This is a genomic window from Paenibacillus radicis (ex Xue et al. 2023), from assembly GCF_024722015.1.
Classification (GTDB): Bacteria; Bacillota; Bacilli; order Paenibacillales; family NBRC-103111; genus Paenibacillus_S.
This window is the reverse complement of sequence record NZ_JANQBD010000043.1, coordinates 25,951-47,258: the sequence shown is the minus strand read 5'-3', so window position 1 is coordinate 47,258 and position 21,308 is coordinate 25,951. Positions and strand designations below refer to the sequence as shown.

Annotated in this window: 15 protein-coding genes and 1 pseudogene; 1 reads left to right on the top strand and 15 read right to left on the bottom strand. The window is 46.3% G+C overall.

What is annotated here, in order from left to right; all coding sequences use genetic code 11:
* Positions 1–28: 28 nt before the first annotated feature.
* Positions 29–724, bottom strand: coding sequence for a FadR/GntR family transcriptional regulator (locus NV381_RS35390; RefSeq protein WP_258217975.1), 696 nt, complete (start codon positions 722–724; stop codon positions 29–31).
* Between the two features lie 340 nt (positions 725–1,064).
* Between NV381_RS35390 and NV381_RS35385 the strand changes: the two genes are divergently transcribed.
* On the top strand, positions 1,065–1,868 hold the full coding sequence (locus NV381_RS35385) for a hypothetical protein (RefSeq protein WP_258217974.1): 804 nt from the start codon (positions 1,065–1,067) through the stop codon (positions 1,866–1,868).
* A gap of 128 nt (positions 1,869–1,996) precedes the next feature.
* On the opposite strand, the gene NV381_RS35380 is transcribed toward NV381_RS35385, so the two are convergent.
* From NV381_RS35380 to NV381_RS35315, 14 genes and pseudogenes are all read right to left on the bottom strand, one after another.
* On the bottom strand, positions 1,997–5,062 hold the full coding sequence (locus NV381_RS35380) for an ATP-binding protein (protein ID WP_258217973.1): 3,066 nt from the start codon (positions 5,060–5,062) through the stop codon (positions 1,997–1,999).
* Entirely contained in the window at positions 5,059–6,207 is a 1,149-nt protein-coding gene (locus NV381_RS35375; RefSeq protein ID WP_258217972.1) for a response regulator, read from the bottom strand. Before NV381_RS35375 ends, NV381_RS35380 begins: the two co-directional genes overlap by 4 nt.
* 449 nt (positions 6,208–6,656) lie before the next feature.
* Positions 6,657–9,268 (bottom strand): annotated as a pseudogene (gene adhE / locus NV381_RS35370) (bifunctional acetaldehyde-CoA/alcohol dehydrogenase).
* Positions 9,269–9,385: 117 nt separating this feature from the next.
* Entirely contained in the window at positions 9,386–9,925 is a 540-nt protein-coding gene (gene hpf, locus NV381_RS35365; protein WP_258217971.1) for a ribosome hibernation-promoting factor, HPF/YfiA family, read from the bottom strand.
* Positions 9,926–9,979: 54 nt separating this feature from the next.
* Complete coding sequence (locus NV381_RS35360; protein WP_258217970.1) at positions 9,980–10,516, bottom strand: hemerythrin domain-containing protein; 537 nt, start codon at positions 10,514–10,516, stop codon at positions 9,980–9,982.
* A gap of 191 nt (positions 10,517–10,707) precedes the next feature.
* A complete protein-coding gene (locus tag NV381_RS35355) occupies positions 10,708–11,139 on the bottom strand; it encodes a universal stress protein (protein ID WP_258217969.1) in 432 nt (143 codons plus the stop codon).
* A 104-nt stretch (positions 11,140–11,243) separates the two neighbouring features.
* Positions 11,244–12,026, bottom strand: a complete 783-nt coding sequence (locus NV381_RS35350) for a formate/nitrite transporter family protein (protein ID WP_258217968.1) — start codon at positions 12,024–12,026, stop codon at positions 11,244–11,246.
* Positions 12,027–12,295: 269 nt separating this feature from the next.
* On the bottom strand, positions 12,296–13,567 hold the full coding sequence (locus tag NV381_RS35345) for a methyl-accepting chemotaxis protein (protein ID WP_258217967.1): 1,272 nt from the start codon (positions 13,565–13,567) through the stop codon (positions 12,296–12,298).
* 123 nt (positions 13,568–13,690) lie between these two features.
* Positions 13,691–14,212: a hemerythrin domain-containing protein gene (locus tag NV381_RS35340; protein WP_258217966.1), complete on the bottom strand. Its 522-nt coding sequence runs from the start codon at positions 14,210–14,212 to the stop codon at positions 13,691–13,693.
* Between the two features lie 20 nt (positions 14,213–14,232).
* Positions 14,233–15,003 carry a pyruvate formate-lyase-activating protein gene (gene pflA, locus NV381_RS35335; RefSeq protein ID WP_258217965.1) on the bottom strand — a complete coding sequence of 257 codons (771 nt, stop codon included), beginning with the start codon at positions 15,001–15,003 and terminating at the stop codon, positions 14,233–14,235.
* A 33-nt stretch (positions 15,004–15,036) separates the two neighbouring features.
* Positions 15,037–17,307: a formate C-acetyltransferase gene (gene pflB, locus NV381_RS35330; protein WP_308862421.1), complete on the bottom strand. Its 2,271-nt coding sequence runs from the start codon at positions 17,305–17,307 to the stop codon at positions 15,037–15,039.
* Positions 17,308–17,397: 90 nt separating this feature from the next.
* Complete coding sequence (locus NV381_RS35325; RefSeq protein WP_258217964.1) at positions 17,398–18,516, bottom strand: Ger(x)C family spore germination protein; 1,119 nt, start codon at positions 18,514–18,516, stop codon at positions 17,398–17,400.
* Entirely contained in the window at positions 18,513–19,613 is a 1,101-nt protein-coding gene (locus NV381_RS35320) for a GerAB/ArcD/ProY family transporter (protein ID WP_258217963.1), read from the bottom strand. The genes NV381_RS35325 and NV381_RS35320 overlap by 4 nt, the downstream gene beginning before the upstream one ends.
* Complete coding sequence (locus tag NV381_RS35315) at positions 19,594–21,135, bottom strand: spore germination protein (protein ID WP_258217962.1); 1,542 nt, start codon at positions 21,133–21,135, stop codon at positions 19,594–19,596. Before NV381_RS35315 ends, NV381_RS35320 begins: the two co-directional genes overlap by 20 nt.
* Positions 21,136–21,308: the final 173 nt, after the last annotated feature.

Below are 21,308 nucleotides of genomic sequence, written 5' to 3'. Positions count from 1 at the left end.
CTCCCCTTGTTCAACTAAGTAGGCAAGTTTAGAAAAATAAGCTTAATTTTTTCTCCGCGTTTTTCAAGTGAATGGCACACTGGATTTTTGCCAGCTCCGGCTCTTCCATTTCGATGGCCAGTACAATATCCTGATGTTCCTTATAGACGGCTTTTCGCTTTTCTTTTAAGCCCAGATTGGGCCGGAGAGTAATCTCTAACGCTCTTTCATATAGGGCAGATAAGCTTTCCATCATTTGGATCATAATTGGATTCTGTGTCGCCAAAATAATCGTGCGATGGAATTCAATGTCGGCCTCTGTCCCTATTTTATCTACGTCGCTAGATTCGATTTCGAGCCAATTCAGTGCCTGATGCATTTGTTCCAATTGTTCCGGAGTACGTCTAAGTGCAGCTAAATACGCAGCTTCAGGCTCTAAAATTTTTCTCATCTCGAATAAATGTTTGATGACCCCGGCATCATCATTTTCAATTCGAATGTGATGCAATAATGCCGATCCGCCTATTCTCTCCTCAACATAGCTTCCTCCCCCTTGACGCGAGCTGATGACACCCGCCGCCCTCAAGACGCTGAGCGCTTCACGAATCGGGACTCTGCTCACGCCAAACTGTGCTCCCAATTCCATTTCCGTTGGCAATTTGGATCCTGGTAGGAACTCTCCGGTTTCGATCCTATGTAACAGCTCACGGGAAATCAGTTGCGAAATTTTTTCTTTTTCAGTCATAATTCTATCTCCAATCAGTCACCATACCAATTCAAATGTTGTAATACAAATTATTGCATATTGGAAAATTCAAGTCAACGAATAGCAACTGAAATAGGATTAAACAACGAAATTTTTAACTTTTATAATAATGCGGAATGATCGATTGAAAATATGTAATACAAGTTAGAAGGGTATTGGGTTTCACGTTGCGGTAGCTGTTCTGGAAATCGATACAATATCGTCGGACGGGAATCGGTCAATTTAATAGGAAGTTAAGTTCATTCGACCCAAAACAATGAAAGTACTCCGCTAAAGTGATAAAATGTTTCTGTATAAGCAGCAGAAAGGCGGAGAAGCTATGGTACATGCGTTCATCATTGAGCCCAATACGTATAACGCCTTTGAAAACGAGGCGGCACAGCTTGAACAATGCAAAGAATGGGGCTTACTTTCAGAGAAAGCAAACAAAACTAAAGCATTTTTTTACAAAAGAAATGGTACGAGTCTGCCCTGCACCATTATCGGCTTTGTCGATAAAATAACCGCAGTGATCGAATTTGATAACGAGCAGCGGCATTGCATCCATCCTTCGTACCTTAAGGAGATGCAGGCAGCGAATTATGGTCAGAAGCTGGCTGCGGCAGCTGAAGAAGCACTAGAGCCTGAGAGCTTGGAGCTTGAGCCGACAGAGGAAGAAGCGCTACAGCCTGAAAGCTTGGAGCTTGAACCGCCGCAGGAGGCTGCTCCACCTGCAGAAGAAGCCAAGATCGAAGAAGCTAAGGCAGAAGAAAAACCTGAAATCGAAGAGCCGAAAGCCGAGGAGCCCCCGAAGGGGAAAGCCAAAAAAGAAAAGGCGCCCAAGCTTCAGCTTCCCGAAGAAAAGGTGAAAATGATCGCTACTGTAACGGAGTTTACAACGGTGCCCAACAACTTCTCCGATAATGAGGATGAAGTAATCATCTACGAGGCGGTTTCCATTATTGATCCGGAAACTCAAATCGGCTCAGCTTGGTCCAGCCACAGTGCCACGCTTAAAAAATTGGAGCTGGAAATTGGGGATACAATCACCTTTGAAGGCAAAATAGTAGCCAAGAAGCTCACCAAGCATCCAGTGCCTTACAAGATCAACAATCCATCGAAGCTGCAAAAGGAAAAAGCCTGAGGCGGTGTCCACGAATACAAATACGGCTAGGGGCCACTTTCCAACTTTGTAAAACAGAAAAAACCGTTTCTTGACAAAATGGAGGTACTATCAACCATTTATCAGGAGACGGTTTTTTTATATGGATGTCAGCTTCCAAACGGAACCCTCAGTGTCACTTTCGTGCCGATGCCGATCTCGCTTTCGATGCTTAAATCCGTGCCATACATAAATTTTAGCCGCTTACTTATATTTTGCAGACCCACACTGGAACGAGAAGTTAGCTGGGTTCCCGGATCAGGCATCAGTACTTGCCTCAACCGTTCCTGCTCCAAACCGACGCCGTTATCCTCGACCTCAAACCAATAATGACCTTCCGCTTCGTAGCCTTTTATGCGTACAACTCCACCTTTCAGCCGGCTGCCAATGCCGTGCCGAATCGCATTTTCAACAAGCGGCTGAATGAGCAAAGGCGGAAGCATAACACTTTGCACAGCTTCACTAATCTCATATTCGATCTGGATGCGGTCCTTAAATCTTGCTTTTTCAATTTCGACATACGATTGAATTAAGGCCAGTTCATTGCTGAACGGGACACCCTTCTGAATGTTGCTGAATGAGAAGCTTCCCCTTAAGTAATCGGCGAGATCCGTTATCAATTTTCTTGACTTCATAACGTCCGTATAGCTAAGCGCCATAATCGTATTTAATACGTTAAATAAAAAATGCGGTTTAATTTGAGACTGAAGAAATGCGACCTCCAAATCAACCGTCTTGCCGACCGACTCTTTCATGATCAGCAAGCTTTTGACTCTTGCTTTTAATTCTGCCACATTGAAGGGCTTTGGCAAATAATCGTTTGCCCCTGATTCAAATGCGACTATTTTATCCTCCGGCTGGATCGAGGCCGTAACCATGAGAACGGGAAGCTCCAGAAGGCTGTACTTCCTGCGAATTTCCCGAACCACATCAAATCCTGACAGACCCGGCAGCATCAGATCGAGAATGACCAGATCAATTGAATGTCCTCCTTCCATTTGCTGCAAGGCTTCCTCACCGCTTTTGACGGCAATAACTGTATAATTAAGCCGTTCCAACGGATCTATTAACACCTTCAGATTGGAAAATTGGTCGTCCACTACCAATATAGTAAATGTCCCCTTGCTCTCGGATACATACGGCGTCACAAAAGAATAACCATGCTCAACCGGGTTACGGAGCTCACTAGACTCAATTTCACCCCCTCGGTTTTCTGGGTTCTCCCCTTCAGTGCTGCCTCCAGCGGACGGCAGACTCATCGTGAACACCGTACCTTCCCCTTTCACCGATGTCACATGAATCTCCCCATGCTGCAGCTCCAACAATTGCTTCACAATCGGCAGACCTAAACCGAAACTCTGATTAGAATCAACCTTCAACGATTTAAACGGCTCGAAAATAACAGATAGATCCTGCTCATCAATACCTATACCCGTATCTTTGACGAAAATGACAATCATCCCGTCCTTTTCCGCGGCACCCACTTCGATAGTGCCATACTCGGTATATTTCACCGCATTGTCCAGTAAATTACTAATAATTTGCCGAAAACGGCTAGGATCCGCAAACACGAATGGAAGATTCTGCGGCACGCTGTTTATGAGTTGAACCGGCTTTCCACCGGTCATAAATACGAATATTTTCAAAATAACTTCTATCGCTGATCGAGCATGAATTGGAACAGGATTAACTGTCATTTCCCCTTGCTTCAGCTTGGAGAAGTCCAATATATCGTAAACAAGCATAGATAACCGCTTTGCAACCGTAGTAATTATACCTATATTTTCCTTTTGCTCAACCGTTAGCGGATAACGATGGTCCTCCAGCACCGACTGTGCAATGTTCATCATGCCATGCAGCGGCGTTTTAAACTCATGTGCCGTCTTCGTTAAAAATTCATCCTTCAGCTTATCCGCCTGAATGAGCTGGAATGACAGCTCCTCGTTTTGCTTAAACGCATTCGAAAACCGAAGTGACATGAGCAGTGTCAGCATCAGTAAGAACATGAACGGCTCCACCGGTGGAAATGTGAAAAGCGGAACAAAAAAATAGATATTCAAATTTTGCACAAATGCATAAAGGTTCAGGGAAACAGCGGCAGCAGCCAAATACAAGCTCCCTTCCACTTTATGCAGGGCGGCCAAAACAAACACATAAAGGGCATAAAAAATCGGAAACACCCCATAAAACGTCGTTACCGGCTGCAACGCGATATGTTGGAAATAGGAGAAAAACAAGGCATACCCGATGAGCATTATACATCCTAAACCCAGCATAAACCTTATAACCCGCTTAGAGCAAAAAAGTCGATACGCCGTGTAAACATAGAGACTCAAAGACATTCCAGCTGCTATGACTGACATGTATTGAATGCGTAAAAAAAGCCAGCCCGGCATGAAATCGATGAGTTCATACACCACTCTCTCGCCGCGGTATGCAGTAAAAGTGCCAATAAACAAACATATGAAACCAAACATGAGGACAGATGTATCTTTTCTGCGCTGGATATATAAGCCGATAAAATAAAGCCCTACCATAATGAAAGCGGTAAGTCTGATCCAATCATAGGCTATCGCTTTGCTCTGCAACTTCCCAATTTGATCGGCATACCCCAAATAAATAGAATGGATAATCCCGCTGCTTGCAGGAAAATCGTAATTCGAGACCTGAACAATTACTTCATTGGTTCCTGGCTGCAAAGTAAAAAAGCCGGCGAATGGCTTATTCCGGCCATCATAAGATCGATCATCTGACGGATTTCCGCTGGACCCGATTGATTGACCGTTTACGAATACGTGATTCGCCATGGGGATTGACAATGTTTTCAGCCCGTACATACGCTGTTCGGCGTCGTTATAGATACGCAGTCGATACGTTGCGCTGCCGAATGTGTCCATCCGGTCTGACCATGATCCCGGTACGGCAATCATCTGAAGGGAAGAAACGCTCCCCTCAGCAAAGTTTTGTGCGGACAATAACTGATTAGGATAAAACTCCCACTGGCCATCGAGCTTAATTATTCCATCCTCAGCGAACCGCCAGTTGGATATATCGAGCACCCCATACTCCGCCTTCGGTGCTCCGTTATCATCAAGCTTCAAAACCATTGGGATCGTACCGTATGTGCATACGAGCATTGCAAATGTAATGAGAAATGCCGCTATTTTCCGTTTCATTGGCCGCTCCTGATCCGGAAATTGGACGAAATCAGCTGCTGGTACAATCCGACCGTTTCCAGTTCCAATTCAACATCCAGACGTTCGCGTACTTCCAGCTCTAACTGCCGGTATACTTTAATGGCCTCTTTTCGATCCCCCATCTCCATGTGCAGCTTCATCAGCTCCCGGCTATCTTGCTCAGAATCTGGGGAGATGGCTACGATCCTGCCTAAGCATTCCTTAGCATTAGTTAACTGGCCTTTCTTTTTGAAAAACAGGAACAGTTTGCGTAGCGAATGTATATATTTGTCCAAGAGCTTTTCCCGTCTCGGATACACCCAATTGAAGCCGCAATCCTCCATGTAATCTCCTTTGTACAGAGCAACAATCCGCTCAAGCCGCTGTAAGCCGAGACCTGTCTCTTCCAGCGGCTTGTCGAGCAGCTGTTCGAGCTCCAATACATCGCAAATCAGGCTGCCGCAATCAAGCATATAACCATTACCCGTTTTTTGGACGGCAATTGGCAGGCCGCTCTCGCGAATATTTTTCCTAAGCAGCGAAATACAAGTATGCAGATACGATCTCGCCTTCTCGGCATCGGATTCCGGCCATAGCGCTTCAGTAATGACGGCACGCTCCACGGCTCTGCCGGATCGATGGACAAGAAATGCGCATAATTCCTTCTCTTTATTCGTCCGCCACGACAATTGCGTGCTCTCAGCTTTTCCCGATTGAACAGTGAAACCACCCATGCAGCAGATTCTTGGGTCATCATTCACCTCGTGTTCCCCATTCGATCCCGTTACAGCTTCCTCGATCCGCTTGAACGAATGATGCAGCCTCTCCAGCTTGATCGGCTTCAACAAATAGTCGAGAGAATGAATTTCAAATGCTTCAATCGCATACTCCGCATAGGCAGTTGTAAAAATAATGTGCACGCCCGGATGAACCGTTTGAATGGCACGTGCGGCGTCCACACCTTTCATTACTGGCATTTCTATATCCATAAAAACGGCATCTACTTGCAGTTGTTTAATGTCTTGAACAGCTTGCAGCGGATTCATATATTTGCCTACAATATCCACATTGCCGAGTTCAAGCAGCATAATTTCCAGCATATCCAGCGCATGTTCCTCATCATCAATCAACACGACGCGAATCATAGATGCTCCTCCAGTACTCGTATGTTCTCATTCATTAGTTCTTTTATTCGACAAATTTAGAGGATGTCCTGCTCTTTTTCCACAATCAGGCAAGCTATGAAGGATACTCTCTGAAGCCGCAGTGACGTGCAAAAAGAAAACGCCTTGCGGCGTTTTCGGTGTACGATATTCGTTTGTGCATTGCCTGAAATCAGTACTTTCCCTCCTCTGACCCTCACTTCCCGTAAAATCCTGCAAACATACAGTTATTTTCTTCAAAAGCTTGCTGTTGGGAGAAAATAACTGCGATAGTACATCAATTTTCATGGAAAACGTTCCAGTTCAGCTAAGAATGAAAAAAAAGATGCACATTTGCATGAATTCAATAATACTACGATAAGACGGTTAAAAGGATGTATGAATGCAGGTTTTTGAGGTAGCCAGAGATTTGAGTTCCGCCCTTCTCTTCTCTATTCAAACTTCCCATAGAATGCTTTACGGTAAATCTCTGCCAGCTCTGTTACCAGAGGCATTCTCGGATTTGCGGTTGTGCATTGGTCTTCGAAGGCGCGGTCAGCCAGTTCATCTGCCCGGGTTTCGAACAGCTGCGGATCAATTCCGAGCTCAGAGAATGAAGAAGGGATTCCAAGTGCCTGATTCAGCTTGCGGATTGCTTCGATCAAGCTGTTCACGCCTTCCTCCGTCGTCCTCGCCGGAAGTCCTAGAATACGGGCGATTTCAGCGTAGCGCTGATCCGCAATGAAGTGGCCGTATTTCGGGAACGAGGCGAATTTGGTTGGCTTTTGAGCGTTATAACGGATGACATGCGGCATTAGGATTGCGTTCGTCCGGCCATGCGCGGTATGAAATTCACCGCCCCACTTATGCGCCAAGCTATGATTGATTCCCAGGAAAGCATTGGCGAAGGCCATCCCTGCAATCGTAGATGCATGTGAATCTTTTCTCTCGCCAACGAATCTCCTGTAGCCCAAGATTTCTCCAGGTATTCAAAAACCAACTGGATTGCTTTTATCGCCAAGCCATCGGTATAGTCGTTGGCCATTACGGATACATAGGCTTCAATCGCATGGGTAAGCACATCCATACCTGTGTCGGCTACCGCTGTTTTCGGCAAGCTGTACACATAATCCGGGTCGATGATCGCTACATCCGGGGTAAGCTCGTAATCTGCAAGCGGATATTTGGTGTTGCCTTCGCGTTTATCCGTAATGACCGCGAAGGAGGTCACTTCTGAGCCCGTCCCTGAGGTTGTCGGGATCGCAACAAATTTCGCTTTTCTCCCAAGACAAGGATATTTATAAACCCGCTTGCGGATATCCATAAATTTTTGTTTCAATGATTGGAAGCTCGTATCCGGGTATTCATAAAACAGCCACATCGCCTTTGCCGCATCCATCGGGGAGCCGCCACCCAAAGCAATAATGCAATCCGGCTGGAAGCCCTCCATTATTTTCGTGCCGCGCTCAACTGTTTCCACAGACGGATCAGGCTCCACATCCGAGAAAACCTCGATATACACAGGGGTTTTACGTTTCCGCAAATAATATTCCACACGTTCTACATAACCAAGCTTTACCATCATCGGGTCGGTTATGATTAGAATTCGGGAAATATCCGGCATTTTCTCAAGGTATTGCGTCGAGCCCTTCTCAAAATAAACCTTGGGAGGAATCTTAAACCACTGCATATTCACGGTCCGGTAAGCAACGCGTTTGATGTTAAGCAGGTTGACCGCCGTTACATTCGAGGTTGTAGAGTTATGTCCATAAGAACCGCAGCCCAACGTTAAAGAAGGCAGGTTCGTATTGTAAATATCGCCAATTGCGCCATGGGTAGAAGGTGCATTTACGATGACACGCCCAGTTTGGAGAGCTGCTGCAAAATTTGCAATAACCTGATCATCCTTGGAATGAATGACCGAAGAGTGACCCATGCCGCCATAAGCTGTTACTTCTGCTGCCCGGCTGATGCCCTGGGCCGCATTCTTCACCTTGTAGCAGGCCAATACCGGACTCAGCTTCTCAGCGGACAGCGGATAAGCTTCACCTACTCCATTCAGCTCGGCTACCAAAATTTTCGTATTTGAAGGAACATGAATGCCTGCCATCTCAGCAATCTTCACTGCAGACTGTCCTACTATAACCGCATTAACGGCACATTTCTCCGGATTAATGACCAGCTTGGACACCGCTTCCGTTTCTTCCTTATTTAAGAAGTAGCAGCCCATCTCAATCATCAGATGTCTGGTTTGCGCATAGACCGGCTCTTCAATGATAACCGCCTGCTCTGAAGCACAAATCATGCCATTGTCGAACGTCTTCGATAAGATCAAATCCGTGACGGCTTGCTGCAAATCCGCTGTTTTGTCAATGAAGCAGGGGACATTGCCCGGCCCGACGCCCAGTGCGGGCTTACCGGTGCTGTAGGCGGCTTTTACCATCGAGGAGCCTCCTGTTGCAAGCACCAAAGCCACGTCCGGATGATTCATTAGCAGAGCGGTTGCCTCCAGGGACGGATGCTCGACCCACTGAATGCAGCCTTCGGGAGCGCCTGCCTTTACCGCCGCCTCCATCATGGTTCGAGCAGCCGCTTCACTGCATTTCTGAGCGGAAGGATGGAAAGCAAAAATAATCGGATTACGCGTTTTTATCGCGATAAGCGCCTTGAACATCGTGGTAGAGGTAGGATTCGTTACCGGAGTCACACCTGCCACAATGCCAACGGGCTCAGCAACCTTTTGATAATTCTCATAGACATTATCTTCGATTACACCGACTGTTTTGCCATATTTAATGCTGTGGTAAATATACTCGGAAGCGAATAAATTTTTGGTGATTTTATCCTCATAAACCCCTCTGCCTGTTTCCTCCACAGCCAGCTTGGCAAGAACCATATGCCGGTCCAATCCGGCCAATGCCATTTGCTGAACGATGGTATCCACCTGCTCTTGGTTCAACTGCATGAAGGACTGCAGCGCCCGCTTTGCATGTTCAACCAGCCGATTAACTTCTTCCTGCGCCGGAGTTCCGCCTGCAGCTTCCAGCTTCTTATTTACAGCCATAAGTTCCGCCTCCACAATCGATATATTTTTTTGCTTCCTCAGCCTGATACTTTGCTGCAATCCTCACAACTAATTATATATTGACATAACTGCTTAATATAAAGACTTATCGCGTAATCAGGCTTGAGCGATATGGCCGAAGGAGCCGTCATGGCGCTTATAGACTAACTCCGTCAGGTTCGTCTCCCGATTATGAAATAGATGGAAATCATGGTCCAGCAGCTTCATGTTCAGAATCGCTTCCTGCACATCAACCGGCTTCAGCAGCACGTTCTTCCTGCGAACCACTGCGAAGTCCTCCACTTCTGCCTGCTCAGCTTCTGCGATATTAGCAAGCTCCGGAATTTCAAGTCCCGACTTCCGCAGTCTGCCTTGAACCTTTTCCTTCAGCTTACGCATCCGCCGCTCCAGCTTATCAGCTGCCAGATCAATCGCCGCATACATATCGTCCTGCTTCTCCTCCACCCGCAGCGTCATTCCATAAAACCGAATCGTCACCTCCACCGTATGCTCATGCTTATGTCCCTGTACGGATAACGTTATATGCATATCCCCTTCCACATCGTACATATCGTCAGGCTTCCCAAGCTTCCGTTTTGCATAGTCGCCTAACACCGGGGTAATCTCCATATTTTTTCCATGTAAAATTTGTCTCATGGTTATCCGCTCCTTACATATTTGAATAATGCGTGCTTTATGATCCTTCGATTTTCAGGAAAATAAATAATCCAAATCCGTTAAAACCTGAGCTGTCATTGGAAAAACAAGCTGTTCTTCCTTAACTAAGTGCTCCTTAAGAATGCGGCACGCATGAATCAGATAAGCCAATGCCTGGTGCAGCTGCACAAGCTCCGAATCCTCCCCAACCTCATGAACAGCCCTCAAAAAATATTGGATATACTCCTCAGCTAGCTCATGATCCTTCTCAAGCGCCCAAAATGAAAGAATCATCGAAGGCGATGATTGCTGGTGGAAGTAACCGTTTAGAAAAGGAAACAGCTCCTCCTTCTCCCAATCCGAATGACGTTCCAATTCTTGCATAAATGCTTTCACCCAAAGTCTCAGATGCAGAAGCGATTGGATTGCCTTTCTCTTGTCCGTTTCCTGCTCCGCCAGCTTGGCCTGGCCTTCCATATCCAACAATATCTGCATTAATTCACCGTGCTCCTGTGTCAATCGGTCCAGTGCGGCACTTAATTCAGTGGAGTGGGCAGTACCTGATTCCATCGGATATTGATCGTTTTTCATTCTCATTCCCTCCAAGTTAAAGCATTCCTTACTCGCTGATCCCTTCTATCCATACCAACTATGGATTTCAGCAAGCAGAAAAACGAGTTCTTTCTGATACCAGTGCATTTGAAATTGATTTTCATGTGAAATAAATCACATTGTTGAAAGGAAGCCTGCACTATTATTAACAATGCGGGCTTTTCACTCAGCTATTTTATAATTAAAACCGGAACCTCCGCGTGCTGTACAACATAATGGCTAACACTACCCAGAAGCATTTCCTTCAATCCCGTAAGCCCACGGCTGCCCATAATAATCAGGTCGGAGCCCTGCTCTTTCGCGAAATGGAGAATTTCGTTCTCCGGCGAGCCTTGAATCAAGGAAACAGAATGAGGATTTTCCAATTGCGATAATTCCCCCTCCAGCCTCTTCACAATCTCGTTTCCATACAACAGGTCGGATTCATAAACATTTTCAGTAGTAACGGGATAAGCGCCTGCTATAAATGCATTAAATTTTATAACCATAATGACATGCAGAGCAATATCCGGACTGGTTTGAGCGATTTTTACTGCCTTGTCCAACGCCTTTTCAGATAATTCCGATCCGTCAAAAGCAACCAAAATCTTATTGCAAAACATTTTGAACACCAGCTTTCTTATTGGTTATGCATTAAGTATACGCCCTGCAAGCGCTGCTGGATGTGAGATAAATCACCGTTAAGTATAATCTTCGGATCGAAGCGTTATTCGTTGTATGAGAGAGACTTACGGTAAGCTATCCGATAAATTCCTGCAACAAACAAGCTTCCCCCTACAGCATTTCCTAGAAATACAGGGACAAAATTCGTTATATACTGCGCCCAGGTCGCCTGACCCGCAAAGATCGCAGCCGGTATTAAAAACATATTGGCGACAACGTGCTGAAAGCCGAAGGCAACAAAGGCCATGGTAGGGAACCAGACGGCAAGGATCAGCCCCGCACCATCCTCCGAACCGTTTGACATCCAGACAGCCAAGGAAACTAACCAATTACATCCAATACTGGAGATAAAAGCTGCAACGAAAGGCTCCTCCAGCTTGGCATGAGTTAGCGCGACCGTCTGGGCCAAATACGGCCCCTGCTCTGTCATCCCTCCAAGGTGGCCAAACACGTAAGCAACAAAGATCGCTCCGGCGAAGTTGCTTATAGTTATGACCAGCCAATTTGCGGCTACCTGCCAGCAGGAGGCTTTGCCCGCAAAGCAAGCGAAAGGCAGAGCCATCATATTGCCAGTTAGAAGCTCACCCCCTGCAACCAGACAAAGAATAAGACCTAACGGGAATACCGCAGCTCCCATAAAGCCCCTGAAGCCTTCCCAATCGGGAGGCAAGGCAGCACTTACCCGGATGGCTAACAAGAAGCCTAGTGCTATAAACACCCCAGCAGCAAATCCAAGCGGAAGTTGGACAGAAAGCGGCATATTCGCTTTTTTAAAACCGGCCTGCAAGGTGCGAAGGGCGATTTGATCCGGTTTGATGAAGCCCATTGCTTTCCCTCCTTAGTAAACATACTGTTGCTTAATAAGCCACATGTATCCGATCTATATTTGGCAGACTGCTGATAGAACCTTGATCAACATGTGAAAAATATCACAATTATAGAAAGAAGCAGTCCTCCCTTTGCATCCTAAGAGGATTCAACTGTTAGGAGATTCTGCAATCAAAAGCATGACCTTTAGTATAAGCTTGGGCATGCTTTTGATCATGATCCTTGTATGGCTATGCGACTGCTGCGCTTCTGTTCACTACTAGGTTATTAAGTACGGAAAACGGATGCTTTTTCCTTCAGTAAATCCGATTGGCGCTGCAGCAATTCCGACGAGGAAGCAATTTCTTGCATAACAGCACTTTGCTCCTGAGTAGAAGCGGCTGCTTGCCGGGCAGAATTTAATATCTCTTGTGCAATCGTATCTATGATTCGTTGCTTCTGTCCGGCATCTTGTATTTTCACCGCTTGCTTATCAACGGTTTGAGCGATTCGCAATACGGCGCCTTCCGTTTCATGAGCGCTGCTTCTAATCATCTGGAGTGCTTGTTCCGTCTGCTCACCTTTGGATGCTTCCTCGTGCATCGCTTCTCCTTGCTGCTTTAACCGTTCCACTACGTCATCCACTTTACTCTGGACCTGCCGAATTAACTCATCAATCTCTTGAGCGGATTTGGAGCTCTGCTCGGCGAGCTTTCTAATCTCCAGAGCTACGACCGAGAAGCCGCGCCCTTCCTCGCCTGCTCTGGCTGCCTCGATGCTTGCATTCAACGCGAGCAGATGCGTCTGGGCGGCAATTTCACCAACCAATTGGGTCACGCTCCCTATTTCCTTGGCATAAGCTTCAAGCTGCGCTGCTACCTCGATGGTCTCCAGCCCTGAATTAGACAGCTCTATCAGGGTATGCACTAGCGACCTGACAATCTGGCTGCTATCCTCAATGGTACGAACCATTTGCGAGGAGAAGGAGCATGTTTGCTCCGCCTGCTCACTGACCTCAACCGCAGCCTGAGTTACTTGCTCCATTGCATGGAAAGACTGTAAGGATTCCGTCTTTTGCCGTTCTGCTCCTGTAGCGATTTGCTCGGAAATGCGGGAAATTCGCTCCGCTTGATTCGTAGCCTGCAGGATCGCTTCGCTCAGTGCGGCAGAGCTTTGGCTGGCGGCTACTGCGTTCTGTGTAATATCTTGAACGATCTTCCTGAGCTGATTTACCATAAAGCTGAAGGACCTGTTCAAAATGCCCAGCTCATCCTTGGAACGATGCTCAGGAATAGTAAGCTTCAAATTACCCGCAGCAGCTTCATTAGCAACGGCCGTGAACTGCAGTAACGGTTTCACAATCCATCTCGCCATAAGCCAGCCAAGAATTCCTGTCCAGCAAATTCCCATACCAAGGGTTAAGGAAATGAACAACCAATCCGGTAAAAATCCAGCAAAGGAATCCTTCAATACAAAAATAAAAAAGGCACTGGTTCCATAAGTTACTGCAGAAACACCCGTTACGCCGATGACCATTTTTTTAATCAAACCAAATGACATGAAACAGCCCCCAAACCCATAGTGTTGACACATTTTGATTATACACAATTTTGGCAGATATTAACTGTGACAAAAATCATATACATCAAGTGCGCAGGTTGAAGGCTGGACTTATAACATTAATCAGATTGACGCATCCGTTCCCACGTATAGCTCTACTTCCAAAGGCAGCACGGTATCCTCTTCCGTTTGCAAATGCTCTTTGACCAACCGGCATGCTTGGAGCAGCTGATCCGTTAAGCGGGAGCCTGGAGCACGCTTTTGCTGAGCCAGACAACTATCTGCCTCTTCCAGGAAATAACGGAAAAACAGGTTAGCCAGTTCATGCTCATGCTCCAGCATCCACAGAGACGTTGTTGTATGAGGATGACCAGGCAGTTGGAAGTATTCAATCAATAGAGGGAACAGCTCGTTATCCTCCCACTCGGAATGTTTAGCCAGCTCTGCAATCAAGCTGAGTGCTTGATCACGAAGCACCTCCAGCTTACTTACATATTCTATAGGCTTCTCTACTTTATTAAGACGTTTGGCCCTATTTTCTAATTGATAGATAGTTTCGTATAAACAAATATGCTCATTTTTTAATCGTTCGAAAGCAAAGGTAAGATCAGTCGGGTCAGCTTGCTTCAGCTTCATTTCATTCATTGATCTTCAGCTCCTGTATGTCAGGTAAGTTCCACTCTGTCTTCCAATTCCAAATTCAGTTTCCCGTGAGAAGCTGCAATGCCTGATTGCACAATTCCCCATGCACGTTCCACCTCGCGTTCGGACGGAGCAGGCACACCTTCTAACGGGTAAGCTTTATTCAGCTGCTGCCATTTATATATGCCCATGCGGTGATAAGGAAGAAGCTCTATTTTTTGCACATTTCGCATGGTTCCTATGAAAGACCCCAAAGCATATAAATCTTCAAAACTATCCGTAATACCGGGGATCAGAACATGACGGATCCAGACCGGCTTCCTATGCTCCGACAGCCAATTGGCGAAACGGTGAATCCGATCGTTAGGTTGGCCGGTTAGAGTCTCATGCCTCGCTTTGTTCATCTGCTTCAAATCTAGCAGCACAAGATCGGTAGCTTCCATGAGCTCTTCCGCATGGTTCGGCTCACAAAAGCCGGAAGAGTCGAGTGCAGTATGCAAGCCATACCGCCGCTTGCACTCCCTGAACAGCTGAGCCACGAAGCTGGCCTGCAGCGTAGGCTCCCCGCCGGTGACTGTTATGCCTCCTCCTGATCTGCGGTAATACTCCAGGTAAGGCTCCAGCTCCCCAATAATTTCATCTACCGTAACTTGCTTGCCACCCTCGGTATCCCATGTATCGGGATTATGGCAAAACTGGCATTGCAGCGCACAGCCCTGCATGAACAGAACGAAGCGAATGCCTGGCCCGTCCACCGTTCCGAAGGTTTCTATCGAATGTATTCGGCCTTTCATGCGGGCCACCTCCCTTGTGCAGTAGCTATAGCTCTAGATGGCTCCGTGGAACGTGCGGTTGATTACATCGAGCTGCTGCTCGCGGGTCAATCTAATAAAGTTAACAGCGTAACCCGAGACGCGGATCGTCAGCTGCGGATAGTTTTCCGGATGCTCCATCGCATCTAGCAGTTGTTCTCGTTCGAACACGTTGACGTTCAGATGGTGGCCGCCGCTAGCCGCATAGCCATCCAACAAGGATACCAGGTTGTTGATCCTCACCTGCGGCTCTTTGCCAAGCGCCTTCGGAACCATCGAGAAGGTGTTGGAAATTCCGTCCAGGCTGTGCTCATAAGGAAGCTTGGCCACCGATGCGAGCGAAGCCAGCGCGCCTTTGCGGTCGCGGCCATGCATCGGGTTAGCTCCAGGAGCAAACGGCTCTCCGGCTTGACGGCCGTCCGGCGTGCTGCCGGTTTTCTTCCCATACACCACATTGGATGTGATGGTGAGTACCGACATCGTGGGCATAGCGCCCCTGTATGCCTTATGCTTGCGCAGCTTGTTCATGAACGACTCAGCAAGCTCGACGGCCAAGCTGTCGACTCGGTCATCGTTGTTGCCGTATTGAGGGTATTCTCCCTCGATCTCGAAATCTACGGCAATCCCTTGTTCATTGCGAATCGGGCGCACTTTTGCATATTTAATGGCGCTCAGGCTATCGGCGATAACTGACAAACCCGCGATACCGCAAGCCATCGTACGTAAAATTTCACGGTCATGCAGCGCCATTTCGATGCGTTCATAGCAGTATTTGTCATGCATGTAGTGAATTACGTTCAGTGTGTTCATGTACAGACGTGCCAGCCAATCCTGTACCCTATCGAATTTGGCCCTCACCTCGGTAAAATCAAGAACCTCCGATGTGATAGAAGACATCTCAGGTCCAACTTGAATGCCCAGCTTCTCATCGATGCCTCCGTTTATGGCATACAACAAGGCTTTGGCCAAATTCGCCCGGGCGCCAAAAAATTGCATTTGCTTCCCTATCCGCATTGCCGATACGCAGCAAGCAATACCATAATCATCACCGAAATAAGGACGCATCAAATCATCGTTTTCGTATTGGATAGAGCTTGTTTCAATCGAGACCTTTGCACAGTACTTTTTGAAGTTTTCCGGCAGCTCTGTTGACCATAGAATAGTTAAATTCGGCTCAGGCGCTGGTCCAAGATTATACAGGGTATGCAGAAACCGCATGGAATTTCGGGTTACACGTGTTCTCCCGTTCAACCCCATTCCTCCGACAGATTCAGTAACCCATGTGGGATCTCCGCTGAACAGCTCGTTGTAATCCGGGGTCCTCAGAAACTTTACAATCCGCAGCTTCATTACAAAATGATCAATAATTTCCTGCGCCTCAGACTCAGTCAGAGTTCCTTCGGCCATATCACGCTCGATATAAATATCAAGGAAGCTCGATACACGACCTAAACTCATCGCAGCGCCATTCTGCTCTTTAATAGCGGCAAGATAAGCGAAGTACAGCCATTGAACCGCTTGCTGTGCATTGACGGCCGGCCCCGAAATATCGAAGCCGTAAGATAGAGCCATCCGCTTTAATTCCTCAAGACTACGAATTTGCTCCGAAGTTTCCTCACGTGCACGAATAACCTCTTCGGTGATGGAATCCACTTCCAATTGCAGAAGATCCTGTTTCTTGCAAGCAACTAGCCGGTCTACCCCATACAACGCTACCCGCCGGTAATCTCCAATAATACGCCCGCGGCCGTAGGCATCTGGGAGCCCGGTTATAATACCGGCTTTTCGAGCTGATCGCATTTCCGTCGTATAAGCATCAAACACGCCTTGGTTATGTGTCTTGCGAATTTCCGTAAACAAATGCTCTATATCGGACGGCAGCTTGTATCCGTAAGCCTCGCATGCATCCACTGCCATTCGGATGCCTCCGTACGGTTGAATGGACCGCTTCAGCGGCGCATCTGTTTGCAAGCCGACAATTTTTTCATTCGATGAATCAATGTACCCAGGTCCATGTGAGTTAATGGTCGATACTGTGTTCACATCGATGTCAAGCACGCCGCCTTTTTCTCTCTCCTGACGAAGCATTTCACCAACCTTGAACCAAAGCTTCCTCGTTGCATCCGTAGGTAAGGCCAGAAAATCCTCATTTCCCTCATAGGGTGTTATATTTCGCTCAATAAATGACTGAATGTCAATTTGTTTCTGCCAACTACCCGGTTTAAATGTGCGCCATGCTTCTGTCGCATCTGCCTTTTTCGCAACATCTGATTCTTTCATTACCATGGGATAACACCTCCGTAATTGTTCTACAAGGATATGTTATCTTTTTCACAAAGTTGCTGCTATGAAATAAGTCACATTGGTCGCCATTACCTAGTTAATAATTCCCGAGTTGATTATTTCCACCCTTACTTGAGTATGAAACCGGACCTGAGTATAATTGTCGGTCCAATTCTCCTTTACCTGGTTCCAAACCTTTGGATAGTGGGCCATCAGCCTGCGGGCAAGTCCAAAACCATCATGATGCGCGCGCTGCATCTTATTAAGGATGGTTTTGCTTTTCTTCGTCAACTCTTCGGATAATAGCTGGTCCAGCTCATCAACAACTTCCTTCTTATACAGCTGGTTTTGAGGATCTTCAGTCACAGTAACCTTCAATTTCAAGTCAAGCTGAACATCGATCTGCTGATCATCCTGCACCTTCACTTTCAAAGCTCTCTTTATCTTTTGAACAGCAATAGTAACATAGTCAAAACCTGCCATTTTCCGCTCAGCTACTGCCTCTACAGTTAATTGGGCTGTTTTCCCCATTTGGTCGGCTAATAGTAAGTACAAAGTCGATTCATCCAAATTTAGACTCCCTGTCATCTGAGTTCCGTGAAACATCGCTATTCCATGTACGGTAGGATAAGGCTCGGAATTCGTCAAATAAGGGAGTGCAAAATCATATCCTCGATCTAACGGATGTATTGACTGAAGATTTACTTTGGGAATCGTAGATGAATCTTCAATACTCTCAATCAGCTTATCCAGGTATTGTCCAATAGTAGTGGTACCGATCATTTTCTTGCTAATCGTATCCAAAGCTTTGCCATGAACAACGGCTAAGCGTGCATTCAAGGGACTTCTCGGGTCACGATAATATACATCCAAATAAGGCAAGAAATCATGCTGTTTCACCAGTTCCTCCCCGAACAACAACACTCGCATTTTAGAGGAGGAATAACTCCCCCATAGTTGTTGATTAAGCAGTTCTCTGGCATGCTGAGTTGTTTTAGCGATAACCGAATGAGTTTCATTGGAGTTCTTAGGTCCGGCTTCCGAGGTCTTCATGTCACGGATGGAAACAGTAGCAAGAATCATGCCATTCGATGCCCGGTCCATCCCTCCGATACTAACATTCCTTTGGTTCTTCAGGAGCCGCTGATCCCAGCAGCCGCTAAGCAATACCCAGATTAATCCACAAGCAAGAAGTAAGCAGCATCTTTTCATGCCAGAGCCCTCCTCTTCCTGATTTTTTTGGTTAAATAGTGAATGCTCAGAAGAAGGATAGGCAGCCCAAATATGAAAATGTAACTTAAGTACGAAGTCATTTTCAACAAAGCACTGATCATGGCCTGATCTTGAGGAATCAGCGCAATGATAAGAACCACAATCGTAACGTAAGGAACGGCCTTGCTGTGCTGTTCTTGTCCAAAAAGCCTGGATACCCCTTTAACTGCCATAAATAAATAAGCCATAGCTGAGGTTGCAACTACAATAACCCATATCGACAGAAAATAAAGGTCAGGCCGCTCTATAATACTAAAGGATAGAGCTTTTATCATATATAGTACGGGCTGGGGAATAATTTTGAGTTCCAGCTGCGTAAATACCACCAGACATGTGAAAACCATGAACGTATAGAGTAATGTTGAGAATACATTAGCAAACAATACGGCCTTTAATTTCCCCATGCTTCCCCCTTCCACAAACGGATAACAGACCAGAATGATTTCAAAACCGTATATAGAATTCATGGCCTCCCTCATTCCCTTGACGATGTTGAACAAACCCGCTTGACCAATAGGTAAAATATATAAAAAATCCACTTGGGTATAGGCATAGGCAGCGATGAGAATCAACACAAAAATTAATCCGCTGACAAGTACAAAGAAGCGGGCAATAGTCAGAAAACTGTCCTGTACCAAATAAGCACACACAATCACCGTTAGAAGAAGAATGACCCATCTGGGTGTTTCCGTAAACATCCAGTCCCTGATTACATCCGTAAATAGAACCAAGATCAGGCTGCTTTCAAAAACAAAAAATGCGGCCAAAAGAAAATGGATGATTTTACCTAACACCTTACCGAGCAGCAGGTGCAGATAATCAAATATAGTAAATTCAGGAAATTTCCTCGCTAGATCCCACATGATCACAATAAACAATTGAGCTAACAGACCGGTAAGCAGAACCGATATCCATGCATCCCCCTTAGCAACCGCTTCAACTCTGGAAGGTAACGACAATACCCCTACTCCAATTTGCGTCTGAATGACCGTAAAAAACAGCTGTCCGGGAGTTATTTTATTCTCTTCCACGATCATTATGCTGCCACTCCCTCGACTCGGTTTCTTGAACAACTTTTTGGGGATGGGCATCCATCGGGCGTTCATTCAGCTTCCAGAAGGGAAGGCGAACCAGGGTATCCTTCCAATCTTTCCATCTAAATGGAGATGCCGGAGCTAAGTAAGGAGTCCCAAATGATTTCAATTTACACAGATGGATTAAGATCACAGTCACGCTGAGCACGATCCCAAAGAATCCTAACAGAGCAGCGGAGAACATGACCGGGAAACGCAGCAAGCGAACAGAAGCACTCATTTCATGAGCGGGGATGACGAAGGAAGCAATGGCGGTTAAGGCAACGACAATAATCATGGGGTAGGAAACCAACCCAACTCTGACAACCGCATCCCCAATGACAAGACCTCCGACAATACCAATCGTCTGACCGATGGGGCCTGGTAGTCGCATGCCCGCTTCCCTAAGCAGCTCGATCGTAAGCTCCATAAATAAGGTTTCCAAAATAGGTGGAAAAGGTATCTGATCGACACTCCCTTTAATCTGATAGAACAACTCCGCGGGAATGACCTCATAATGAAAAGAGACGACTGCAATATAAAAAGCGGGAAGAGCCACGGTAATAACAAGACTTAATAAACGGAGGACTCTTATAAATGACCCTGCAAGAGATCGGCTGTAATAATCATCAGGAGACTGAAAGAAGGCAAAGAAGGTGACCGGCATGATCAAGGCGCTGGGAGTCCCTTCGGTAAAAAGCACGGCTCTGCCTTCCAGCAGATTGCTCACTACCCTGTCTGGCCGTTCCGTATTCAACAGTTGCGGAAATGGGGAATAAGATTTCTCTTCTATATACTCTTCAATCACGTTGGTGGATACGACACTATCTGCACTTATCGCTAGTAAGCGTCGGTCGATTTCCTCGATCAGCTTTGGATTAGCGAGATTGTTTAAATAAACGACTGCTGTTTTGGTTTGAGTGATCGCGCCTAATTTATAGGTGCGAACCACTAGATTAGTGCTTTGAATCTGTTTGCGGACGAGTTGGAGATTAACCGTTAGGCTCTCAATAAAGCCTTCGTGAGAACCGCGAACTGTCTTCTCATTCTGTGGCTCGTTCACATCTCGATTATAAGTAGAGTTCACCTGAATGACATGGCATTCAGTTTCCCCTTCGAAAATGAGTACAGCATACCCCTGGATCAAGTCATGAATGACTTGTTCAAGCTGGGTTCGTTTTTCTACGCGGATTGAAACTAGGATATCCTCTAAGCTGCCTTCGCTTCCTTGCATCAGCGGCTTCAATATCATTTCAAAAATCTTCGCTTTATCGCACATTGAATCCAGATAGAGGAGGCTGCCCTTTTGTAATTGATAGGAAATAGAACGCTGAATCAAGTCCTCCGTATGAAAAAGTGCCTCCTGAACATAATCCGCATTTTCCTGAAGGGAGGAGAACAAGGCAGGTGCAGGATGCGGGGGGGTATTGAAACTACGTTTACTCTTAGTTTTATTGTTATTAAACATCTGCCGAAAAAAGTTCATAGTCATACCCCCCTCAATTAGTCATTCGTGTATAAATTTCCCTATTTACTGTCTAATTATTCCTGCCGATTCCCCGATCCTCCAATGGGATTGCGTAAGGCATTATCGCCGCCCTCCTTGTTTACAAAGTTCCTATTTAAACAAAAAAGCCTGAACCAGCAAAGGTTCAGGCA